Annotated in this window: 16 protein-coding genes; 5 read left to right on the forward strand and 11 right to left on the reverse strand. The window is 67.3% G+C overall.

Annotated features, from left to right (window positions below):
* Positions 1-66 precede the first annotated feature (66 nt).
* From THIARS_RS17585 to THIARS_RS17595, 3 genes are all read left to right on the forward strand, one after another.
* Positions 67-1,590 (forward strand): fumarate hydratase, encoded by a 1,524-nt coding sequence (locus THIARS_RS17585; RefSeq protein WP_094162235.1) that lies wholly within the window; start codon positions 67-69, stop codon positions 1,588-1,590.
* Positions 1,590-2,447, forward strand: a complete 858-nt coding sequence (murI, locus tag THIARS_RS17590) for a glutamate racemase (RefSeq protein ID WP_245845974.1) — start codon at positions 1,590-1,592, stop codon at positions 2,445-2,447. Before THIARS_RS17585 ends, murI begins: the two co-directional genes overlap by 1 nt.
* A 239-nt stretch (positions 2,448-2,686) precedes the next feature.
* On the forward strand, positions 2,687-4,909 hold the full coding sequence (locus tag THIARS_RS17595; RefSeq protein ID WP_094162009.1) for a sensor domain-containing diguanylate cyclase: 2,223 nt from the start codon (positions 2,687-2,689) through the stop codon (positions 4,907-4,909).
* A gap of 17 nt (positions 4,910-4,926) precedes the next feature.
* Here the strand turns inward: THIARS_RS17595 and ftsH are convergent, their stop codons facing one another.
* The 11 genes from ftsH to THIARS_RS17650 all read right to left on the reverse strand — a co-directional run bounded on the left by ftsH (position 4,927) and on the right by THIARS_RS17650 (position 14,038).
* Complete coding sequence (gene ftsH, locus THIARS_RS17600; RefSeq protein ID WP_094162010.1) at positions 4,927-6,834, reverse strand: ATP-dependent zinc metalloprotease FtsH; 1,908 nt, start codon at positions 6,832-6,834, stop codon at positions 4,927-4,929.
* A gap of 96 nt (positions 6,835-6,930) precedes the next feature.
* Complete coding sequence (locus THIARS_RS17605; RefSeq protein ID WP_094162011.1) at positions 6,931-7,671, reverse strand: cytochrome c oxidase assembly protein; 741 nt, start codon at positions 7,669-7,671, stop codon at positions 6,931-6,933.
* Positions 7,668-8,333, reverse strand: a complete 666-nt coding sequence (locus THIARS_RS17610) for an SCO family protein (RefSeq protein ID WP_245845975.1) — start codon at positions 8,331-8,333, stop codon at positions 7,668-7,670. The genes THIARS_RS17605 and THIARS_RS17610 overlap by 4 nt, the downstream gene beginning before the upstream one ends.
* On the reverse strand, positions 8,330-10,024 hold the full coding sequence (locus THIARS_RS17615) for a cbb3-type cytochrome c oxidase subunit I (RefSeq protein WP_094162012.1): 1,695 nt from the start codon (positions 10,022-10,024) through the stop codon (positions 8,330-8,332). Before THIARS_RS17615 ends, THIARS_RS17610 begins: the two co-directional genes overlap by 4 nt.
* Entirely contained in the window at positions 10,021-10,557 is a 537-nt protein-coding gene (locus tag THIARS_RS17620) for a cytochrome c oxidase subunit II (protein WP_094162013.1), read from the reverse strand. Before THIARS_RS17620 ends, THIARS_RS17615 begins: the two co-directional genes overlap by 4 nt.
* 9 nt (positions 10,558-10,566) lie before the next feature.
* The gene (locus THIARS_RS17625; RefSeq protein WP_094162014.1) at positions 10,567-10,761 is read right to left on the reverse strand and encodes a hypothetical protein; all 195 of its coding nucleotides are present in this window, start codon (positions 10,759-10,761) and stop codon (positions 10,567-10,569) included.
* Between the two features lie 157 nt (positions 10,762-10,918).
* Positions 10,919-11,371, reverse strand: coding sequence for a DUF2214 family protein (locus tag THIARS_RS17630; RefSeq protein ID WP_094162015.1), 453 nt, complete (start codon positions 11,369-11,371; stop codon positions 10,919-10,921).
* A gap of 89 nt (positions 11,372-11,460) precedes the next feature.
* On the reverse strand, positions 11,461-11,796 hold the full coding sequence (gene fdxA, locus THIARS_RS17635; protein ID WP_094162016.1) for a ferredoxin FdxA: 336 nt from the start codon (positions 11,794-11,796) through the stop codon (positions 11,461-11,463).
* A 1-nt stretch (position 11,797) separates the two neighbouring features.
* Positions 11,798-13,036 carry an NnrS family protein gene (locus THIARS_RS17640; RefSeq protein WP_094162017.1) on the reverse strand — a complete coding sequence of 413 codons (1,239 nt, stop codon included), beginning with the start codon at positions 13,034-13,036 and terminating at the stop codon, positions 11,798-11,800.
* Positions 13,026-13,445 (reverse strand): group III truncated hemoglobin, encoded by a 420-nt coding sequence (locus THIARS_RS17645; RefSeq protein WP_094162018.1) that lies wholly within the window; start codon positions 13,443-13,445, stop codon positions 13,026-13,028. The genes THIARS_RS17640 and THIARS_RS17645 overlap by 11 nt, the downstream gene beginning before the upstream one ends.
* Positions 13,446-13,558: 113 nt before the next feature.
* Positions 13,559-14,038, reverse strand: coding sequence for an RrF2 family transcriptional regulator (locus tag THIARS_RS17650; RefSeq protein ID WP_094162019.1), 480 nt, complete (start codon positions 14,036-14,038; stop codon positions 13,559-13,561).
* A gap of 111 nt (positions 14,039-14,149) precedes the next feature.
* Here THIARS_RS17650 and THIARS_RS17655 point away from each other — a divergent pair, with 111 nt between their 5' ends.
* The gene (locus THIARS_RS17655) at positions 14,150-15,223 is read left to right on the forward strand and encodes a threonine aldolase family protein (protein WP_094162020.1); all 1,074 of its coding nucleotides are present in this window, start codon (positions 14,150-14,152) and stop codon (positions 15,221-15,223) included.
* Positions 15,224-15,282: 59 nt separating this feature from the next.
* On the forward strand, positions 15,283-16,674 hold the full coding sequence (locus tag THIARS_RS17660; RefSeq protein WP_094162021.1) for an L-serine ammonia-lyase: 1,392 nt from the start codon (positions 15,283-15,285) through the stop codon (positions 16,672-16,674).
* Positions 16,675-16,713 lie beyond the last annotated feature (39 nt).

Raw genomic sequence — 16,713 nt, forward strand, 5'->3', positions numbered from 1 at the left:
GTCGGCTCTAAGATTCGGGGCAGACCAGAACCATCCCAGAATCCTCCCGGAGACCGCCCCATGACCATGACCGTGATACGCCAGGCCGACCTGGTGGAAAGCATCGCCGCGGCGCTGCAGTTCATCAGCTACTACCACCCGGCCGACTACATCGCCCACCTCGCCCAAGCCTACACACGCGAACAAAGCGCCGCCGCCAAGGACGCGATTGCGCAGATCCTCACCAACAGCCGCATGTGCGCCGAAGGCAAACGGCCCATCTGCCAGGACACCGGCATCGTCAATGTGTTTCTGCAGGTCGGCATGGGCGTGCGCTTCGAGGACCTGACCGGAACCCTGCAAGACGCCGTGGACGAGGGCGTGCGCCAGGGCTACCTCAACCACGACAACAAGCTGCGCGCCTCCGTTCTCGCCGACCCGCTGTTCGAGCGCAAGAACACGCGCGACAACACCCCCAGCGTGCTGCACGTGGAACTGGTTCCCGGCAACCGGCTCGACGTCACGGTGGCCGCCAAGGGCGGCGGCTCGGAGGCCAAGTCCAAGTTCGCCATGCTCAACCCGTCCGACAACCTGGTGGACTGGGTGCTGCAGACCGTGCCGACCATGGGCGCCGGCTGGTGCCCGCCAGGCATGCTGGGCATCGGCATCGGCGGCACGGCCGAGAAGGCCATGCTGCTGGCCAAGCAGGCCCTGATGGACGACATCGACATGAGCGCACTGCTCACCCGCGGCCCGCGCGACAAATACGAGGAGTTGCGCATCGAGCTGTACGAGAAGGTCAACGCTCTGGGCATCGGCGCGCAAGGCCTGGGCGGGCTGACCACGGTGCTGGACGTGAAAATCAAGTCCTGGCCTTGCCACGCCGCCAATCTGCCGGTCGCGATGATTCCCAACTGCGCCGCCACCCGCCATGCCCATTTCGTGATGGACGGCCAGGGCCCGGTCTACCTGGATCCGCCCAGCCTGGATCTGTGGCCCGACGTGCATTGGGCGCCGGATGAACACAAGAGCCGCCGCGTCGATCTCGACGCACTGACGCCCGCCGACGTGGCGTCCTGGAAACCGGGCGAAACCCTGCTGCTGTCGGGCAAGCTGCTGACCGGGCGCGACGCCGCGCACAAGCGCATCGCCGACATCCTGGCGCGCGGCGAACAGCTGCCGGTGGACTTCACCAACCGCGTCATCTACTACGTCGGCCCGGTCGATCCGGTGCGTGACGAAGTGGTCGGCCCCGCCGGCCCGACCACCGCCACCCGCATGGACAAGTTCACCGAAACCATGCTGGGCAAGACCGGCCTCATCGCGATGATCGGCAAGGCCGAACGCGGACCCGCCGCCATCGAGGCCATCCGCAGGCACAAGAGCGCCTATCTCATGGCCGTGGGCGGCGCCGCCTATCTCGTGGCCAAGGCCATCAAGGCCGCGCGCGTGCTGGCGTTCGAGGACCTCGGCATGGAGGCCATCTACGAATTCGAAGTCAAGGACATGCCGGTCACCGTCGCGGTCGATGCGCAGGGCACTTCGGTCCACAACACCGGACCGGCCGAATGGCGCGCGCGCATCGGCAAGTTCCCGGTGGTCACGGCCTGATGCACCAACGCGCATCGGCGCCGGACATGATGCCGCCGCCGGCCTGCTGCGTCGGCGTGTTCGATTCGGGCGTGGGCGGCCTCACCGTACTGACCGCCCTACGGCGGCGCCTGCCGCACACGCGCCTGCTCTACGCCGCCGACTCGGCCTACGCCCCCTATGGCGAGCGCGACGCATCCTATGTGATCGACCGCAGCCGACGCCTCGCGCAATTCCTGCTGTCGCAGGGCGCGCAAGCCATCGTCGTGGCCTGCAACACGGCAACGGCGCTGGCCATCGCCGAGTTGAGGCGGCAATGGCCGCTGATCCCCTTCGTCGGCATCGAACCCGCCATCAAGCCCGCGCTGGCGGCATCGGCAGGCAGGCCCGTCGGCGTGCTGGCCACCCCGGCCACCTTGTCCAGCGCCAAGTTCCAAGCCCTGGTTCTGTCGCTGAACCCGCAAGGCGATCTGCTCCTGCAGCCCTGCCCAGGCTTGGCCGAAGCCATCGAAACCCTGGGCCCTGACGCGCCCGGGACGCGAGGCCTGATCGCGCGCTTTTGCGCTCCCCTGCGCGAAGCCGGGTGTTCCACCGTCGTGCTCGGCTGCACCCACTACCCCCTCGTCGCCGAGGCCATACGCGAAGCGCTCGGAGCAGCCGGTGCCGGGGCCTGTTTGCTTGACCCTGCGGATGCCGTCGCGGCGCAAACCGGAAGAATCGTTGCGAGCCTGCAAACGCCGGCGGCCCGGCGCGACGCGCAGCAGGGTCCCGAACTGATCGCCTGGACCAACGGCCAGCCGGCCGCGCTGCGGCGCGTCGCCGCGGCCTGTGGCCTGGACGGCATGCCGGTGCGCACGCTCCCCGCAATGCTTGAATAGGCGCCCGAACACCCGCCCCTTGCGCCCGAAGCTGATGGACAATTCGCGTCGATGGACGTCCCGTGTTGCGGCGGATGCCGCTTGCCGAAACCCGGGAGGCCGACCTACCCGGCCGCCCAAGGCCGGTGAAATTCGCCCCATCGTGAAAAACAAAAATCAACTGTCGTTGGAACACCGCCGTGCTTCCCAACCAACTCGCTAAACAGGGCCGCTCCACACTGGAGGAAGAACAGTGCCGCATGTTGCACGCGGCCACCCCCGTTTCGGCGCTCACCAACCTGGGCACCGGGGGCATCGCGATATGGGTGCTGCGGGAAGCTGTCCCCCCTGTGGGTTTGTCGATCTGGGCCCTGTGGTTGGTGCTCGTGCATGGGACGCGCCTCGGACTTTGGGCATGGAGCCGCGATTCGCACCACGCGGCCAGGCGTGCCGCTTGGCTGCGGGGCGGCGTCTTCCTGTCAGGATCGGTGTGGGGTGCGCTTTGCGTCTTCTTCTTTCCGGCCGATTTGCTGCAACAAGCCATTCTGGCCTTTTTCATCGCGGGAGTGAGCGGTGCCGCCGTGGTCGGGCTGGCGTTTGATCGTCGGGCCGCATTGTTTTTCGTCTGGCCGGCCCTTGTGCCCCTGATGGTCCGCCTGTGGCTGCAGGGCAGCGCGATGGCGCACGACATGAGTGTGATGGCGGGCATCGATCTGCTGTACCTCAGCGCAGCAGCCCAGAGAGGGCAACGTCAGTTTGCTCAATGGCTAAGCTGGCGCAATCAGGCCTTTCAAGGGATCGACCAGTTGGCCCAGCAGGCCCGAGGCCTGGAGCGTCTGGCGCGCTTCAACGCCTTGCTTGCGCAGGCCAACCAAATGGGCTCCACGGTGAATCAGCCCAACGCTTTGTATGAGGCCGTCTGTCACGCCGCCGTCACGAGCGGTGCGCTGAAGCGCGCATGGATTGGACGGCCGGATCCCACCACAGGGAGGTTCGACATTCTGGCCCTGGCGGGAGCCGCCGGGGATTGGGACGGTGCGCGAATCTCCTGCCGGGCGGACGACCCGGCGGGCACGGATCCGACCGGAAGGGCCTGGCGCGACGACCAGGCCATTTTTGTGGCGGAATCCCCGTCCGGCGAGCCCACGCACGCATCGTCTGAACCGGGCCGTCGCTACGCACTCGGGCCATTCGCCGCCTTGCCCGTCCACGCGCAGGACCAGGTCGTCGCGGTGTTGTCCGTGTACTTCGACGAGGACGAGGCACTGGACGCCGGCACACGCGAAATGTTGATGAATCTGGTGGCGAGCATCGAGCGCGGCCTGCAGGCCATCTGGCAGCGCCACCGGATCGCCAGCCTGCAAAAACTCTACCAGGCCTTGATGAGCGAAGGCGATGTGGTGCTTCGGGCGCGCAGTGCAGCCGAGATGCTCCTGAAAACCTGCGAGCGGCTGACTGAAGATACCCAGTTCCATGCGGCGTGGGTCGCACGCCCCGATGCACAGGGCCACATCGAAGTGATTGCGCGCGCCGGCAGCGGGGCCGAACAGTTGGACAATCTGGACATCAACATCCACGATGAGAACAAGTCCCCGCTGGTGATTCGCGTCTTGTCCGGCGAGGGTACGGTGTACCGCAACGATCTGCTTGGGGACCCGAATCTCCAGCCCTGGTTTTCCTCCATGGCCAGATACGCATGGCATGCCGCGCTGGCCACAGCCGTGCGGCGCGGGGGCGCGATCTGGGCCGTTCTGGTGTTTGTCTCCCCACAGCGCGATGCGTTCGATGACCAGACAATCGCGCTTTGCCAGCGCATCGCGGAACTGCTGGGCCACGGGCTCGACGAGCTCGATGTGAAGGAGCGCCTGCGCAAGCTGCAACGCGAAGAATCGCACCGCGCCCGGCATGACCCGCTGACCCATCTTCCCAATCGCTACGCGCTCGAACAATACCTGCCGACCGCCATGGCGAGGGCACGAGACCAGCGGTGGGTCCTGGCGGTTGGCATGATCGACCTGGACAATTTCAAACCCGTCAACGACACCTGGGGCCATGACGCCGGTGACCGGCTGCTGCAGGAGTTAGCCAGGCGTCTTCACGCCCGCGTCCGCGAGACGGATTTTCTGGCGCGGCTGGGCGGCGACGAATTCGTCGTGGTGATCGAGCAGATCGACGAGTTACGGGCACTGCATCAACTTGGCGAGATATTCCATCGTCTGCACCAAGCGGTGGAATCGCCCATCGAGATCGCTCCGGGGACGAAGGTGGAAATCAACATGACCATGGGTCTGGCCTTGTATCCGCGCGATGCCGAAGACTCCGAGGCCCTCATCCGTCAAGCCGACGCGGCCATGTATGAGGCCAAGCTCCACAAGCTTGATCGGCCCACATGGTGGCAATTGCGCACCCCCAGCGCACCCCCGCCAGCACCCGGGGACGGACACGATCCGGGCGCTCAGGCGACGCAGCCCGGCGCATCCTGATCTGCGGCGATCGTTTCCTAAGTCGCTGCCGCCTGTCCCGTGCCATCCAGCAGCGCCTTGAGTTCGGTGTCGTTCAGGGTTTCGTTCTGCAGCAACTGCCGCGCGCCCTGCTCCAGGACCGCGCGTTTTTCCTGCAGGATGGCCTCGGCGCGGGCGAAGGCGGCATTCACCAGTTCGCGCACGGCGCAATCGATCTCGCGCGCGGTCTGCTCGCTGTATTCGCGCGGCTGCGGCATCACCGGCCCGCCCAGCATGGATTGCGGTGCGGATTCCAGCGCCATCTGCCCCAGCTTCTCGACCATGGCGTAGCGCGTGACCATGCTGCGGGCGATGTCGGTGACCTTGACCAGATCGTCGGCGGCGCCGGTGGACCAGTGGCCGTAGACGAGATGCTCGGCGGCACGCCCGCCCATCAGCACGGCCATCTTGTTCTCCAGTTCCGCGCGGGTCATGAGATAGCGGTCTTCGGTGGGCCGCTGGATGGTGTAGCCCAGCGCACCCACGCCGCGCGGAATGATGGACACCTTGTGCACCACGTCGGTGCCGGGCAGGCTCATGGCCACCAGGGCGTGGCCCATTTCGTGGTGGGCGATGATGTCGCGCTCCTTCGGGTTGAGCAGGCGGTTCTTCTTCTCCAGCCCGGCGACGATGCGTTCCACCGCGCGCGTGAAGTGCGCGGGCGTCACGGCCTGGGCGCTTTCGCGCGTGGCCAGCAAGGCGGCTTCGTTGACCAGGTTGGCCAGGTCGGCGCCCGAAAAGCCCGGCGTGAGCGCGGCGATCTGCTCCAGGTCCACCGAGGCGTCGAGCCGGATCTTGCGCACGTGCACGCGCAGGATCTGCACGCGGCCGAGCTTGTCGGGCCGGTCGACCAGCACCTGACGGTCGAAGCGGCCGGCGCGCAGCAGAGCCGGGTCGAGAATTTCAGGGCGGTTGGTGGCGGCGAGAATGACCAGGCCCGAGGCTGAATCGAAGCCGTCGAGCTCGACCAGCAACTGGTTGAGGGTCTGCTCCTTCTCGTCGTGGCCGCCGCCGAAGGGCGAGGCCCCGCGGGCGCGGCCCAGGGCGTCGAGCTCGTCGATGAAGATGATGGCCGGGGCCTTGTCCCGCGCCTGCTCGAACAAGTCGCGCACCCGCGCGGCGCCGACGCCGACGAACATTTCGACGAATTCCGAGCCGCTGATGGAGAAGAACGGCACGCCGGCCTCTCCGGCCACGGCCCGCGCCAGCAGGGTCTTGCCAGTGCCGGGCGGCCCCACCAGCAGGATGCCCTTCGGCAGGCGCGCGCCCAGGCGGCTGTGGTCGACCGGATTTTTCAGGAAATCGACCACCTCCTTGAGTTCGGCCTTGGCCTCGTCCACGCCCGCCACGTCGTCGTAGCTCACGCCGGTGCTGCTTTCCATGTACACCTTGGCGCGGCTCTTGCCGATGGACATGAACCCGCCCATGCCCATGCCGCCCTGTTTGTCGGCGAACCTGCGCACCATGAAGAACCACACGCCGAAAAACACCAGCGCCGGCAGCACCCAGGACAGGATGTTGCCCAGCCAGGTGTTCTGGTAGGCCTGCGAATACGTCACGCCGTAACGCTGCAGCTGGCCGGCCAGCTGCGGATCGACGCGCACCGCGACCACGAGCTTCTTGCCGTTCGCCGCGGGGCTCTTGAGCGTGCCGGTGATGGTCTGTTCGCCCACCACCACGTCCTGGATCTTGCCCTGTTGCAAGTACGTTTCGAACTGGCTGTAAGGCACGGTCTGCACGTTCTGGTAGGACGACCACAGGCTTTGCAGCCAGAACAGGGTGACGAGGGCGATGAGCCAGTAGCCCAGATGGACGCGCGACTTGGGGTCGAGCACGGGAAACTTGCCGGCACCGCGGCCGGTGGCGTTGGATGGGGGCGTCGGCCCCTGTGGCTTGCCGTTCGGCATGGTCTTGCTCCCGATGAACTCCAGGCTCCGGAGAATAAGCGCCGGCGATGAATCTTCAAGAGGGTACGCGCCTGGCGAGCGCAGACCCGGACGGCGTCAAGATTCGTCCTGGCCTTCGCCGCCCGGCATGATGAGGAGCCAGGCGCTGCGAAGTTGCAGCGGCAGGCCGGCGACCAGCATCACCAGGCCGGCGTAGTGCTGGTCGTCCAGCGGACTCAGGTTCCAGATGCACAGCACATCCAGGTAGGGCGTGTAGAGCACATGGCCGCTCCACACCCACACCGCGGCGATCACCATCATCGGCAAGCCGAGCGCCCAGCCGTAGATGCCGGCCACCCAGCGCCGGGTGATGGCGCGGCTGCCGTCCAGCAACTGCGCCCAGGCCATCAGCCCGGCCAGCATGACCAGCAGGCCGATGGGCGCGCTGAACAGCGCGTCGGCCAGCGCGGTGTTGAACACCCCGGGCAGGTTCGCGCCCAGCGTGAGCAGCACGAAGACGGCGAAGGTCACCCAGGGATCGAGCAGCCAAGCCGCCCAGACGCGGTTGCGCCCCTGATGCCAGGCGGTTCGCGCCGAAAGCGGAAATCCCAGCAACAACAGCGGCGACACCACCTGGCCCAGGGCCATCAGGGCCACGGTGTAGCCCGTCATCGAAGCCAGCGGGTTGTTCAGTCCCCAGGCGGCCAGCAGCGTGAACACACAACCGGAGGCGAACACGGCCCAGCGCCAAGGCGCCCAGCGCCGGCGCCAGGCCGACAGCGCGTAGGCGGCGGCGGCCACGGCGACCGCGGCGAACCAGCCGCCCCAGGCGGCAAGCGGCCAGGTTTGCCCTGTCATGGATGAGCCAGCACGGCGCGCAGGTCCGCGGGCAGCCAGGCCGGATCGGTGAGCTGGCCGTAACCGTAGCGTGCGCGCAATCGGCCCCTGGGTCCGACCAGGGTGACCGCGGCGGTGTGGTCGATCCAATAGCCGCCGTCGGACGTGTCGACGCGCCGCCATGTGACGCCCCATTGCCGTGCGGCGCGCGCCACCTCCGGCAGCGGGCCTCGCAGCCCGATGACACCGGGCATAAAGGCGTCCAGATAGGCCCGCAGCACGCCGGGCGTGTCGCGCGCCGGGTCCAGGCTGACGAACACGACACGCACCTCGCTGCGCAGCGGACCGAGGCGGTCGAGGGCGCGGGCCAGCGCCGACAGGGTCAGCGGGCAGACATCGGGGCAGTGCGTGTAGCCGAAGAACACCAGCACCGCCCGCCCCCGCTCGGCCTTCCAGTCGAAAGGCCGGCCCTGGGTATCGCTGAGGCCTTTGAAGGCCGGGGCGGGCCGGGACGGCAGCGGCGTGCCGTGCAGCGACGCCCGCGGCTGCTGCAGGCGCGACCAGCCGTCGAGCGCGGCGATGAGCAGCAGCGAGACGATCGCGGCGCGCCGCGCCGAGCCGCGCCAGCCCGACGCCGCGCCACCGCCAAGGGGCTGACGCGACGAGGCGTCAGCCCGGATCACCACAGCACAAAGCCAGGCGCATGGATGGGATGGGTGATCATCGGCCACAGGACCGGGATGTAGACCGCCAGGGTGATGATCAGCGTGACGAGGGTCCAGAATCCGAGCCGGTCGGCGATGCGCACGATGATCGAACCCTGCGGGCCGGCGATGACCTCGGCGAATGGGATCGCCACCATGGCCTTGGCGTCCTTGCGGCCGAACAGCGTGCCGAAAAACACGATGTAGAACGCCACGGCGCCCAGCATGGCAATGACCCCGCCGATCCCCACCAGGATCAACGCCGGATGCACGGCGCCATACAGCCGCATGTACTGGTCATGCGGCAGTCCGGAGACCCACGAACGGCGCGGCACGCCGTCCATCCCGGCCCAGTGGCCACCCAGTCCCCAGGTCATCATGCCGATGAACCACAGCCAGACGGACGCGAGCGCCAGCTTCGGGCTGTAGAGTCTGCGCCCGGTGAGGTGGGGCAAGAGCCAGAAGCTCACGCCCATGAACACCAGGGTCGTCATCGTCCCCACGGTCAAATGGAAATGGGCCGGTATCCACAAGGTGTTGTGCACCACGTTGTCGAGCTGCCAGCTGGCGTTGACGATGCCGCCAGCACCGCCGAAGATGAAAGAGACCAGCGCCAGCACCTGCGCCGCCACCGAGGCATCCTTCCACGGCAGCGCCGTCCACCAACCCATCAGCCCCTTGCCACCGCGGCGGCGCCCGGCGTACTCCAAGCTCAAGGCCACGGTGAAGGCCGTGATCAGGCTGGGAATGGCGACCGACAAGGTCAGCGCAGTGACCACTCCCTTGATGACCGGGGCAATGCCGGGGTCCGTGTACTGGTGGTGCGTCCCCACCGGCACCGAGAACACCAGCAACAGCAGGAAGGCCAGCCGTGTGAGCGGGTCGGACACCAGCTTGCCGCCGGCTTGCCGCGGCAGCATGGCGTAGATGGTGATGTAGCCCGGCATCAGCCAGTAATACACGATCGGGTGGCCCGTCCACCAGAACAGCGTGCGCGCCAGCAACGGATCGATGGTGTGGGTCAGCCCCAGCGACCAGGGATCGAGCAGGAACACCGCCTCCATCGCCGCGCCCAGCGCGGCCAGCAGCCACATGAGCAGGGTGGTGGCGCTCATGAAGGTGACGAGCGGCGTCGGCTCGCCGGGATGAGCCTTTTTCCAGCGCGCGCGCATCTCCAGCACCACGGCCAGCGGCAGCAGGCTGGCCACCACCACGAGAGTGATGCCGAGGTAGAACCACGGGCTGCCCTCGAGCGGCGGGTAGAACGTGTAGAGCACGCTCGAGGAATTGTCGAACATGGCATAGGCGGCCATCAGCGTGCCCAGCAGCATCAGCCCGTAGGTGAACCAGGCCAGGCCCATCATGGGCTTGAGCTTGAGTTCGCGCGCTGGCAAGTACATCAGCCAGCCCGAGATGGTGAAGAAGGTGAACACGAAGGCGTTGAGCACGCCATGCAGGGTCAGCCCCTGGTAGTAGGACTTGAGAAAGGGTTGCAGATAGGGATAGAGATCGATGCCGGCGTAGTTCGTGCTCTGCAGCACGCCGATGGCGATGCCGACCATGAGCGCCAGGAAACCGGTGACCCAGAAGGCCAGCAGCATTTTCTTTTCGCCCGCGATTTCCTGGGTGGTCGGCACGGACAAGGCCGTTGGAGACAGGACTGCGCTCATGACTGCTTGCTCCCGGTGATGACGATTTTGCCGATCATGGCCTGGTGGCCGGCCCCGCAATACTCATTGCAAATGATGTAGTAGGTGCCGGGCTTGTCGAAGGTGTAGGACACGTGTCCGACCACGCCTGGGATGGCCGTGATGTTGATGCTGGTTCCCTGCACCTCGAAGCCGTGCAGCACGTCGCCGCTGGTCACGTAAAACTTGACATGCGACCCCGCCGGCAAGGTGATGGGCGTGGCGGTGCCGGGGGTCCAGCTCCATGCCCGGCCCATTTCGTAAATGTTGTAGCTGTTCGGGCCGGTCTGCTTGATGCCCGAGCCTTGGAAATCGGCCAGGGTCGCCGGTGTGTCGGGGTTGCTGTAGAACTGCACCGTCTTCGCCACCAGGCCGTAGTCGTGCACCACGAAATAAACCGTGACGATGAACAGCACCGCAATCATCGCCACCGAAATGAACACCCAGGCGCGCTCGTGCCGCAGGGCGAGATGATGAAACTTGTCCTCGAATGCGTCATGTGTCGTCGTTGCCATGTCGACTCCTCAGGACCGCAGCGAAAAATACGATGCCACCATCGCCCAAAGGCCGATGACGACGACGAACAAGGCCCCGACGATGACCCAGGCGCCGCGGGGACGGGCGAACTGCAGGTCGGGCATCGGCAAGTCCACTTGCTCCACCGGCCGCCCATCCGCGCCGATCATGGGCAAGGGCACATAGGGAACTTCTTCTTGCATGGGTTTTCTCCTTGGGGTGTGTCGGGTTCGCGCTGCGCTTCGCGGCATCAAGCGCGCTCCATGAATATAAGCAGCCACGGATACAGCGCCTTGCGCAAGGTCACATGCCAGTGGCTCGATATGTGAACGGTGTATCCGTTTGTTTCCGTATGGCGCTTCAATAGCCATAGGCCAGCAGCGCGCCGAGCAGCGGCACGACCACCATCACATGGGCCTGCCACATCAGCCACACACGCTGGGCGCGGATGTCCTCGGCGTCCGGGAAAAAATCGTCCTGCACCCGCCGGAGGTTCCAGCGGCGCAAGGTCCGGGTCTGAGGCAAGGCCATGGCCACCATCACGGCGAACAGCACCACCTTGCCCCAAAGCAAGGGATTGCCGGCATACCAGGCCCAACCCTTGACACCCCACGCCATGCGCGCCACGCCCGTGGCCAGCACGGCGGCAAAACTCGCCCACAGCCACAGGTCCAGGGTCATGAGCCGGTCCAGCACGCTCTTGCGCCCGGCGATCACGTCGACGCGCATCAGCGCGGTCTTGGCGGTGAGAAAGACCGCCAGCAGCAGGATGGCGGAGATATGGGCGTAGGCGAGCAGGGATTCGAGCAGCATGGAAACTCCGGATCAGGATGAAAACCGCCAACCGCCCCGGATTCGAAGGCGAGGACGGGGCAGCGCCAAGACTGTGCCAAGTTGCGCGGTCAGCGCGGCGGGTCGCGCTCCAGCAGATGCCGCTTGTGCCGCACCTCGGCCCATGCCGCGGCATCCGCCGGCGCGGCCTTGACCCGCGTGATCGCCGGCCAACTGCGCGCCAGGTCGGCGTTGTGCGCGATGAACGCCTGCTGCTCGGCCGGGACCTCGTGCTCGGGATAGATGGCCTCCACGGGGCACTCCGGCACGCACAGATTGCAGTCGATGCACTCGCGCGGATCGATCACCAGCATGTTCGCGCCCTCGCGGAACGCATCCACGGGGCAAACGGCCACGCAGTCGGTGTACTTGCACTGGATGCAAGCTTCGGTGACCACGAATGTCATGTCAACCTCGCGCTGGACCCCGCTTGCCCGCGATGCCGGCTGCCGGCGCGCGGTCGGCGCGGGGGCGCACCAGCCAGGGGAGGTAGCGCAGCACGAACACCCAGCAAGCCAGCGTCCACAGCACGGCGGACGCCTGCAAGGCCGCGACCTGCGCCGGCCATGGCACGAAAGCCAAGAGGCGTAGCAGCGCGGCGGCCAGCAGCAGCCCGTAGCTCAGCAGGGACCAGCGGTCCAGGCGCAACGCCCGCCCCAGGTGGCCCAGGGACGTGCGGGTGACCATGCCGATGATCAGCACCGCGAAGCCGCAAACGGCGAGGAGGTGGATCCAGAGCGAGTCGGGAACGGGTGCGCCGAGCGCCTGCGCCCCGCGCGCCGCCAGGCCGCCGGCCAGCCCGGCATAGCCGAGATCCAAAATCCACAGCAGCGGCTGGTGCAGCACGCGCCAGGGTTTCCAGCGCCACAGATGGGTCAGCATGATGCCGGCCGAGCCCAGCAGCGCCAGCCCCTCGAGCGCGGGCCAGCGGCCCAGCATTTGCAGGCCCGCGGCCAGCACCAGCAGCGCGAGGTTGACCACACCGCTGGCCGCGGCCACGTTCAATTGCAGCCCCGGCACGGCGCGCATGGCGAAGAACGGAATCACGCGACGGCCGATCAGCGCGGCCACCACGGCCATCAGCAGCAGGCCGGCATGCAGAGCCCGCCAGAGCTCGGGAAACGCCGCGCTCCGCGCAGCCCACAGGAAGGCCGCGTCGGACGCGCCCAGACCCAGCAACAGCAAGGGCACGCCGAGGTTGCGCCGGTTGCGTGTCTTCAGGATGGGCCAGGCGCAGGCCACGGCGGCGACAGCGAAAAACGCCACGTCGAGCACCGCCGCGGGTTCGAACCACGGGCCGCCGGCAAGCAGCCCTGCGCGCGCCAGCAGCCAGACCAAGCACAGGGCGGCGAGCGGCCCGCCGCGCAGCGTCGGCAGACCCGTCCAGTTCGGAACGGCGGTGAGCAGGAAGCCGACCGCGATGGTCGCCACGAAGCCCCACAGCATCTCGTGCGCGTGCCAGAGCACGCCGGCAAGCGGAGCGTGCGCCAGGCCGGGGGCGAACACCCAGATCATCACGACCACGCCGGCCCAGGCCATGCCCAGCGCGTACAACGGGCGAAAACCCAGTTCGAAGGTGGCGGCAAAGGACGGCGCGGGAAGCGCAGCGCCCGCAGGCTCCTCGATGCGCAGGAGTTCAACCGGCATGTTGCGCCCCCTGCAAATCGTGCGCCAGGACCTGCGGGCGGTTGGCCATTTGCCAGCCCAGCCACAAGCTTTGCGCGATGCGCCCCGCGAGTTGGTCGGCGCGCGCCTTCATCGCCGGTTGGCACACCGCCTGCGTCGTCGCCTGAAACAAGGCCAGCCAGCGCTCGAACAACTCGGGCTCGAGTTCTGGCAAGGCTTGGTGCGCCGGCATCGGCGTGCCGCTGTAGCGCCCGGCCCCCAGCAGGACCGAGGACCAGAAGTCCACCATCTTCGCCAGATGCGCGGACCAATCCGCGATGTGCGCGTCGAACACCGGACCGAGTCTTTCGTCTTGCCGCACGCGACCGTAGAACGCGTGCACCATGCGGGCGATGTCGTCTTCGCTGCACTGTGCGGGGTCGAGTCTCATGGCTTGCTGTTCCTTCTGCCGCCTGTCGTGCGGCTTTAATGATTCATTTGTTATGAATCATATATCCCGCCACGCATGCCGGCAAACCCACGCGGCCGCAACGGGCACTGCAACTACGGCGTGCCGGCCATGCGGTTCGTCTTGCCTTTCGGCTTGACAAAGGCGATCGTCTGCATGCCGCCGGCTGCCGAGCGATCCGACACCAGATCAGCCAGTGTCATGCCGTCGAGCGTCTGGAAAAATGCATCCAGCGCGGCATGCAGGCCCCGCGCCAGGCGGCAATTCGGGGTGAGCACGCAGGCGTCGCGCGAGCGGTCGAAGCATTCCACCAGGCTGAAATCCTCCTCCGTGCTGCGCAGCACGGCGCCGATGCTGATCTGCCGCGGCGGACTGGCGAGGCGGATGCCGCCGGCGCGACCGCGCACCGACTGCAAAAACCCCACCGAGGCGAGATGAAACACGACCTTGGTGAGGTGACTGCGCGAAATGCCGTGAAAAGTGGCCAACTCGGTGATGGTGACGAGCCGATCGGCATGCTCGGCGGCGTACATCAGCACGCGCAAGGCGTAGTCGGAAAACTGGGTCAGGCGCATGGTGGCTTGAACACAAACGCAAATGAGCGTCGAATGCGGCATTGTCCATCCAAACCCACACGCCATGCCGCGCCGCGACCGCAGCCCGGGATGGCCTGGCCACATCGACCCATGACCCCCGTGCAAAACGACCGCCAGCAATTCGCCAGCGACAACCTCGCCGGCATCTGCCCCGAGGCCCTGCAATCCCTGCTCGACGCCAACGCCAGCGGCCACCAGCCCGCCTATGGCGACGATGTCTGGACGCAGAAATCGACGGACATGATCCGCGAGCTGTTCCAGACCGATTGCGACGTGTACTACGTGTTCAACGGCACCGCCGCGAATTCGCTGGCGCTGGCGTCCATGTGCCAGAGCTACCACAGCGTGATCTGCTCGCCGGTGGCGCATATCGAGACCGACGAGTGCGGCGGACCCGAGTTCTTCTCCAACGGCTCCAAGCTGCTGGTGGGGGAAGACGAAAGCCCGGCGGCGCGCCTGGGCAAACTCACGCCCGACGCCGTGGAGCACCTCGTCACCAAGCGGCGCGACATCCACTATCCCAAGCCCAAGGTGGTGTCGATCACCCAGGCCACCGAGCTGGGCACGGTCTACACCGTGGAGGAGGTGCGCGCCATCGCCGCCATCGCCAAGCGGCGCCATCTCAAGGTGCATATGGACGGCGCGCGCTTCGCCAACGCGGTGGCCGCGCTCGACGTGCATCCGTCCGAGGTCACCTGGCGCGCCGGGGTCGACGTGCTGTGCTTCGGCGGCACCAAGAACGGCCTGCCGATGGGCGAGGCGGTGGTGTTCTTCGACCGCGAACTCTCCGCCGACTTCGCCTGGCGCGTGAAGCAAGCCGGTCAGCTGGCCTCCAAGATGCGCTTCATCTCCGCGCCCTGGGTCGGCATGCTCGATGGCGACACCTGGCTGCGCAACGCCCGCCACGCCAACGCCATGGCGCAGCGCCTGCACCAGGCCATCCACGCCCTGCCCGGCGTGCGCGTGCTGCACCCGCCGCAGGCCAATTCGGTGTTCGTGCAGTTGCCCGCCGCGGCCATCGCCCGGCTGCACGCGGCGGGCTGGCTGTTCTACGAGTTCATCGCCGGCGGCGGTTGCAGGCTGATGTGCGCCTGGGACACCCAGCCGGAAACCGTGGACGCTTTCGCCGCCGATCTCGCCGGGGTGTGCGCTCAGGCCGCCTGAGCCCCCGGCATCGCCGCGCAACCGCGGCCCACCGACACATCCAACCCGAAGCAAAATCCATGGCCGTTTCCGTCTTCGACCTGTTCAAGATCGGCATCGGCCCGTCGAGCTCCCACACCGTGGGACCGATGCGGGCCGCGCGCCTGTTCGCGCTCGGACTGCAGCAGCAGGGCCTGCTCGATGCGACCTCCCGCGTGCAATGCCGGCTGTACGGCTCGCTGGCGGCAACCGGCAAGGGCCATGGCAGCGACAAGGCCGTGATCCTCGGCCTGCTCGGCGAAGAGCCCGACCATGTGGACGTGGACACCATCCCCGCCCGCATCGACGCGGTCAGGTGCGACCGGTGCCTGACCCTGCTGGGCAGCCACAAGCTGGACTTCGACCCGGGCGCCGATCTGCTGTTCATGCGCGGCAACCCCCTGCCGCTGCACCCCAACGGCATGCGCTTCACCGCGTTCGACGCCCAGGGCGCAACCCTCGCCGAGCGCAGCTACTACTCGGTCGGCGGCGGTTTCATCGTCAGCGAGCAACTCGCGGCCGACGGCTCGCGCCACGCCACCATCGCACCGGACACCACCATCCTGCCGCTGCCCTTCCACAGCGGCGCCGAACTGCTTGCGGTGGCCGAGCAGCATCGATGCAGCATCGCCGACGTCATGCGCATCAACGAGCGGCATTGGCGCCGCGATGCGGAGATCGACGCCGGCCTGCTGCGCATCTGGCACGCCATGCAGTCCTGCGCCTCGCGCGGCTGCCGCACCGAGGGCCAGCTTCCCGGCGGTTTTCGCGTCCAGCGCCGCGCTCCAGAACTGTTCCGCGCCCTGTACGGCAAGCCTGCCGCCAGCCCGCTCGACCCGCTGCGCGCGCTCGACTGGGTCAACCTCTGGGCGCTGGCCGTAAACGAGGAAAACGCCGCGGGCGGGCGCGTGGTCACCGCACCGACCAACGGCGCCGCCGGCATCGTGCCCGCTGTCTTGCATTACTACACGCGCCTCACGCCCGAGGCCGACGACCAGGGCGTGATGGACTTCCTGCTCACGGCGGGCGCGATCGGCCTGCTGTACAAGGAAAACGCCTCCATCTCCGGCGCCGAAGTGGGCTGTCAGGGCGAGGTCGGCGTGGCCTGCAGCATGGCCGCCGGCGCGCTGTGCGCCGTGCTCGGCGGCAGCCCGGCCCAGGTCGAGAACGCCGCCGAGATCGGCATGGAACATCACCTCGGCCTGACCTGCGATCCGGTCGGCGGACTGGTGCAGATCCCCTGCATCGAACGCAACGCGATGGGCGCGGTGCAGGCCATCAATGCCGCGCGCATGGCTTTGCGCGGCAACGGCCATCACGCCGTTTCGCTGGACAAGGTCATCAAGACCATGCGCGAAACCGGCGCCGACATGCAGGCCAAATACAAGGAAACCGCGCGTGGCGGGCTGGCGGTGAACATCATCGAATGCTGAGAACCGCCGCGTCGCCGGCACGCCGACCTTAAGTCTGGC

It is taken from the genome of Thiomonas delicata (assembly GCF_900088825.1).
GTDB classification, from domain to species: Bacteria; Pseudomonadota; Gammaproteobacteria; order Burkholderiales; family Burkholderiaceae_C; genus Thiomonas_A; species Thiomonas_A delicata.

Coding starts and splice junctions, on each gene's coding strand:
- THIARS_RS17630 (WP_094162015.1), bottom strand. CDS start 11,371: ATGCTGCTCGAATCCCTGCTCGCCTACGCCCATATCTCCGCCATCCTG.
- THIARS_RS17660 (WP_094162021.1), top strand. CDS start 15,283: ATGGCCGTTTCCGTCTTCGACCTGTTCAAGATCGGCATCGGCCCGTCG.
- THIARS_RS17655 (WP_094162020.1), top strand. CDS start 14,150: ATGACCCCCGTGCAAAACGACCGCCAGCAATTCGCCAGCGACAACCTC.
- murI (WP_245845974.1), top strand. CDS start 1,590: ATGCACCAACGCGCATCGGCGCCGGACATGATGCCGCCGCCGGCCTGC.
- THIARS_RS17650 (WP_094162019.1), bottom strand. CDS start 14,038: ATGCGCCTGACCCAGTTTTCCGACTACGCCTTGCGCGTGCTGATGTAC.
- THIARS_RS17625 (WP_094162014.1), bottom strand. CDS start 10,761: ATGCAAGAAGAAGTTCCCTATGTGCCCTTGCCCATGATCGGCGCGGAT.
- THIARS_RS17620 (WP_094162013.1), bottom strand. CDS start 10,557: ATGGCAACGACGACACATGACGCATTCGAGGACAAGTTTCATCATCTC.
- THIARS_RS17595 (WP_094162009.1), top strand. CDS start 2,687: ATGTTGCACGCGGCCACCCCCGTTTCGGCGCTCACCAACCTGGGCACC.
- THIARS_RS17645 (WP_094162018.1), bottom strand. CDS start 13,445: ATGAGACTCGACCCCGCACAGTGCAGCGAAGACGACATCGCCCGCATG.
- THIARS_RS17605 (WP_094162011.1), bottom strand. CDS start 7,671: ATGACAGGGCAAACCTGGCCGCTTGCCGCCTGGGGCGGCTGGTTCGCC.
- THIARS_RS17615 (WP_094162012.1), bottom strand. CDS start 10,024: ATGAGCGCAGTCCTGTCTCCAACGGCCTTGTCCGTGCCGACCACCCAG.
- THIARS_RS17640 (WP_094162017.1), bottom strand. CDS start 13,036: ATGCCGGTTGAACTCCTGCGCATCGAGGAGCCTGCGGGCGCTGCGCTT.
- ftsH (WP_094162010.1), bottom strand. CDS start 6,834: ATGCCGAACGGCAAGCCACAGGGGCCGACGCCCCCATCCAACGCCACC.
- fdxA (WP_094162016.1), bottom strand. CDS start 11,796: ATGACATTCGTGGTCACCGAAGCTTGCATCCAGTGCAAGTACACCGAC.
- THIARS_RS17585 (WP_094162235.1), top strand. CDS start 67: ATGACCGTGATACGCCAGGCCGACCTGGTGGAAAGCATCGCCGCGGCG.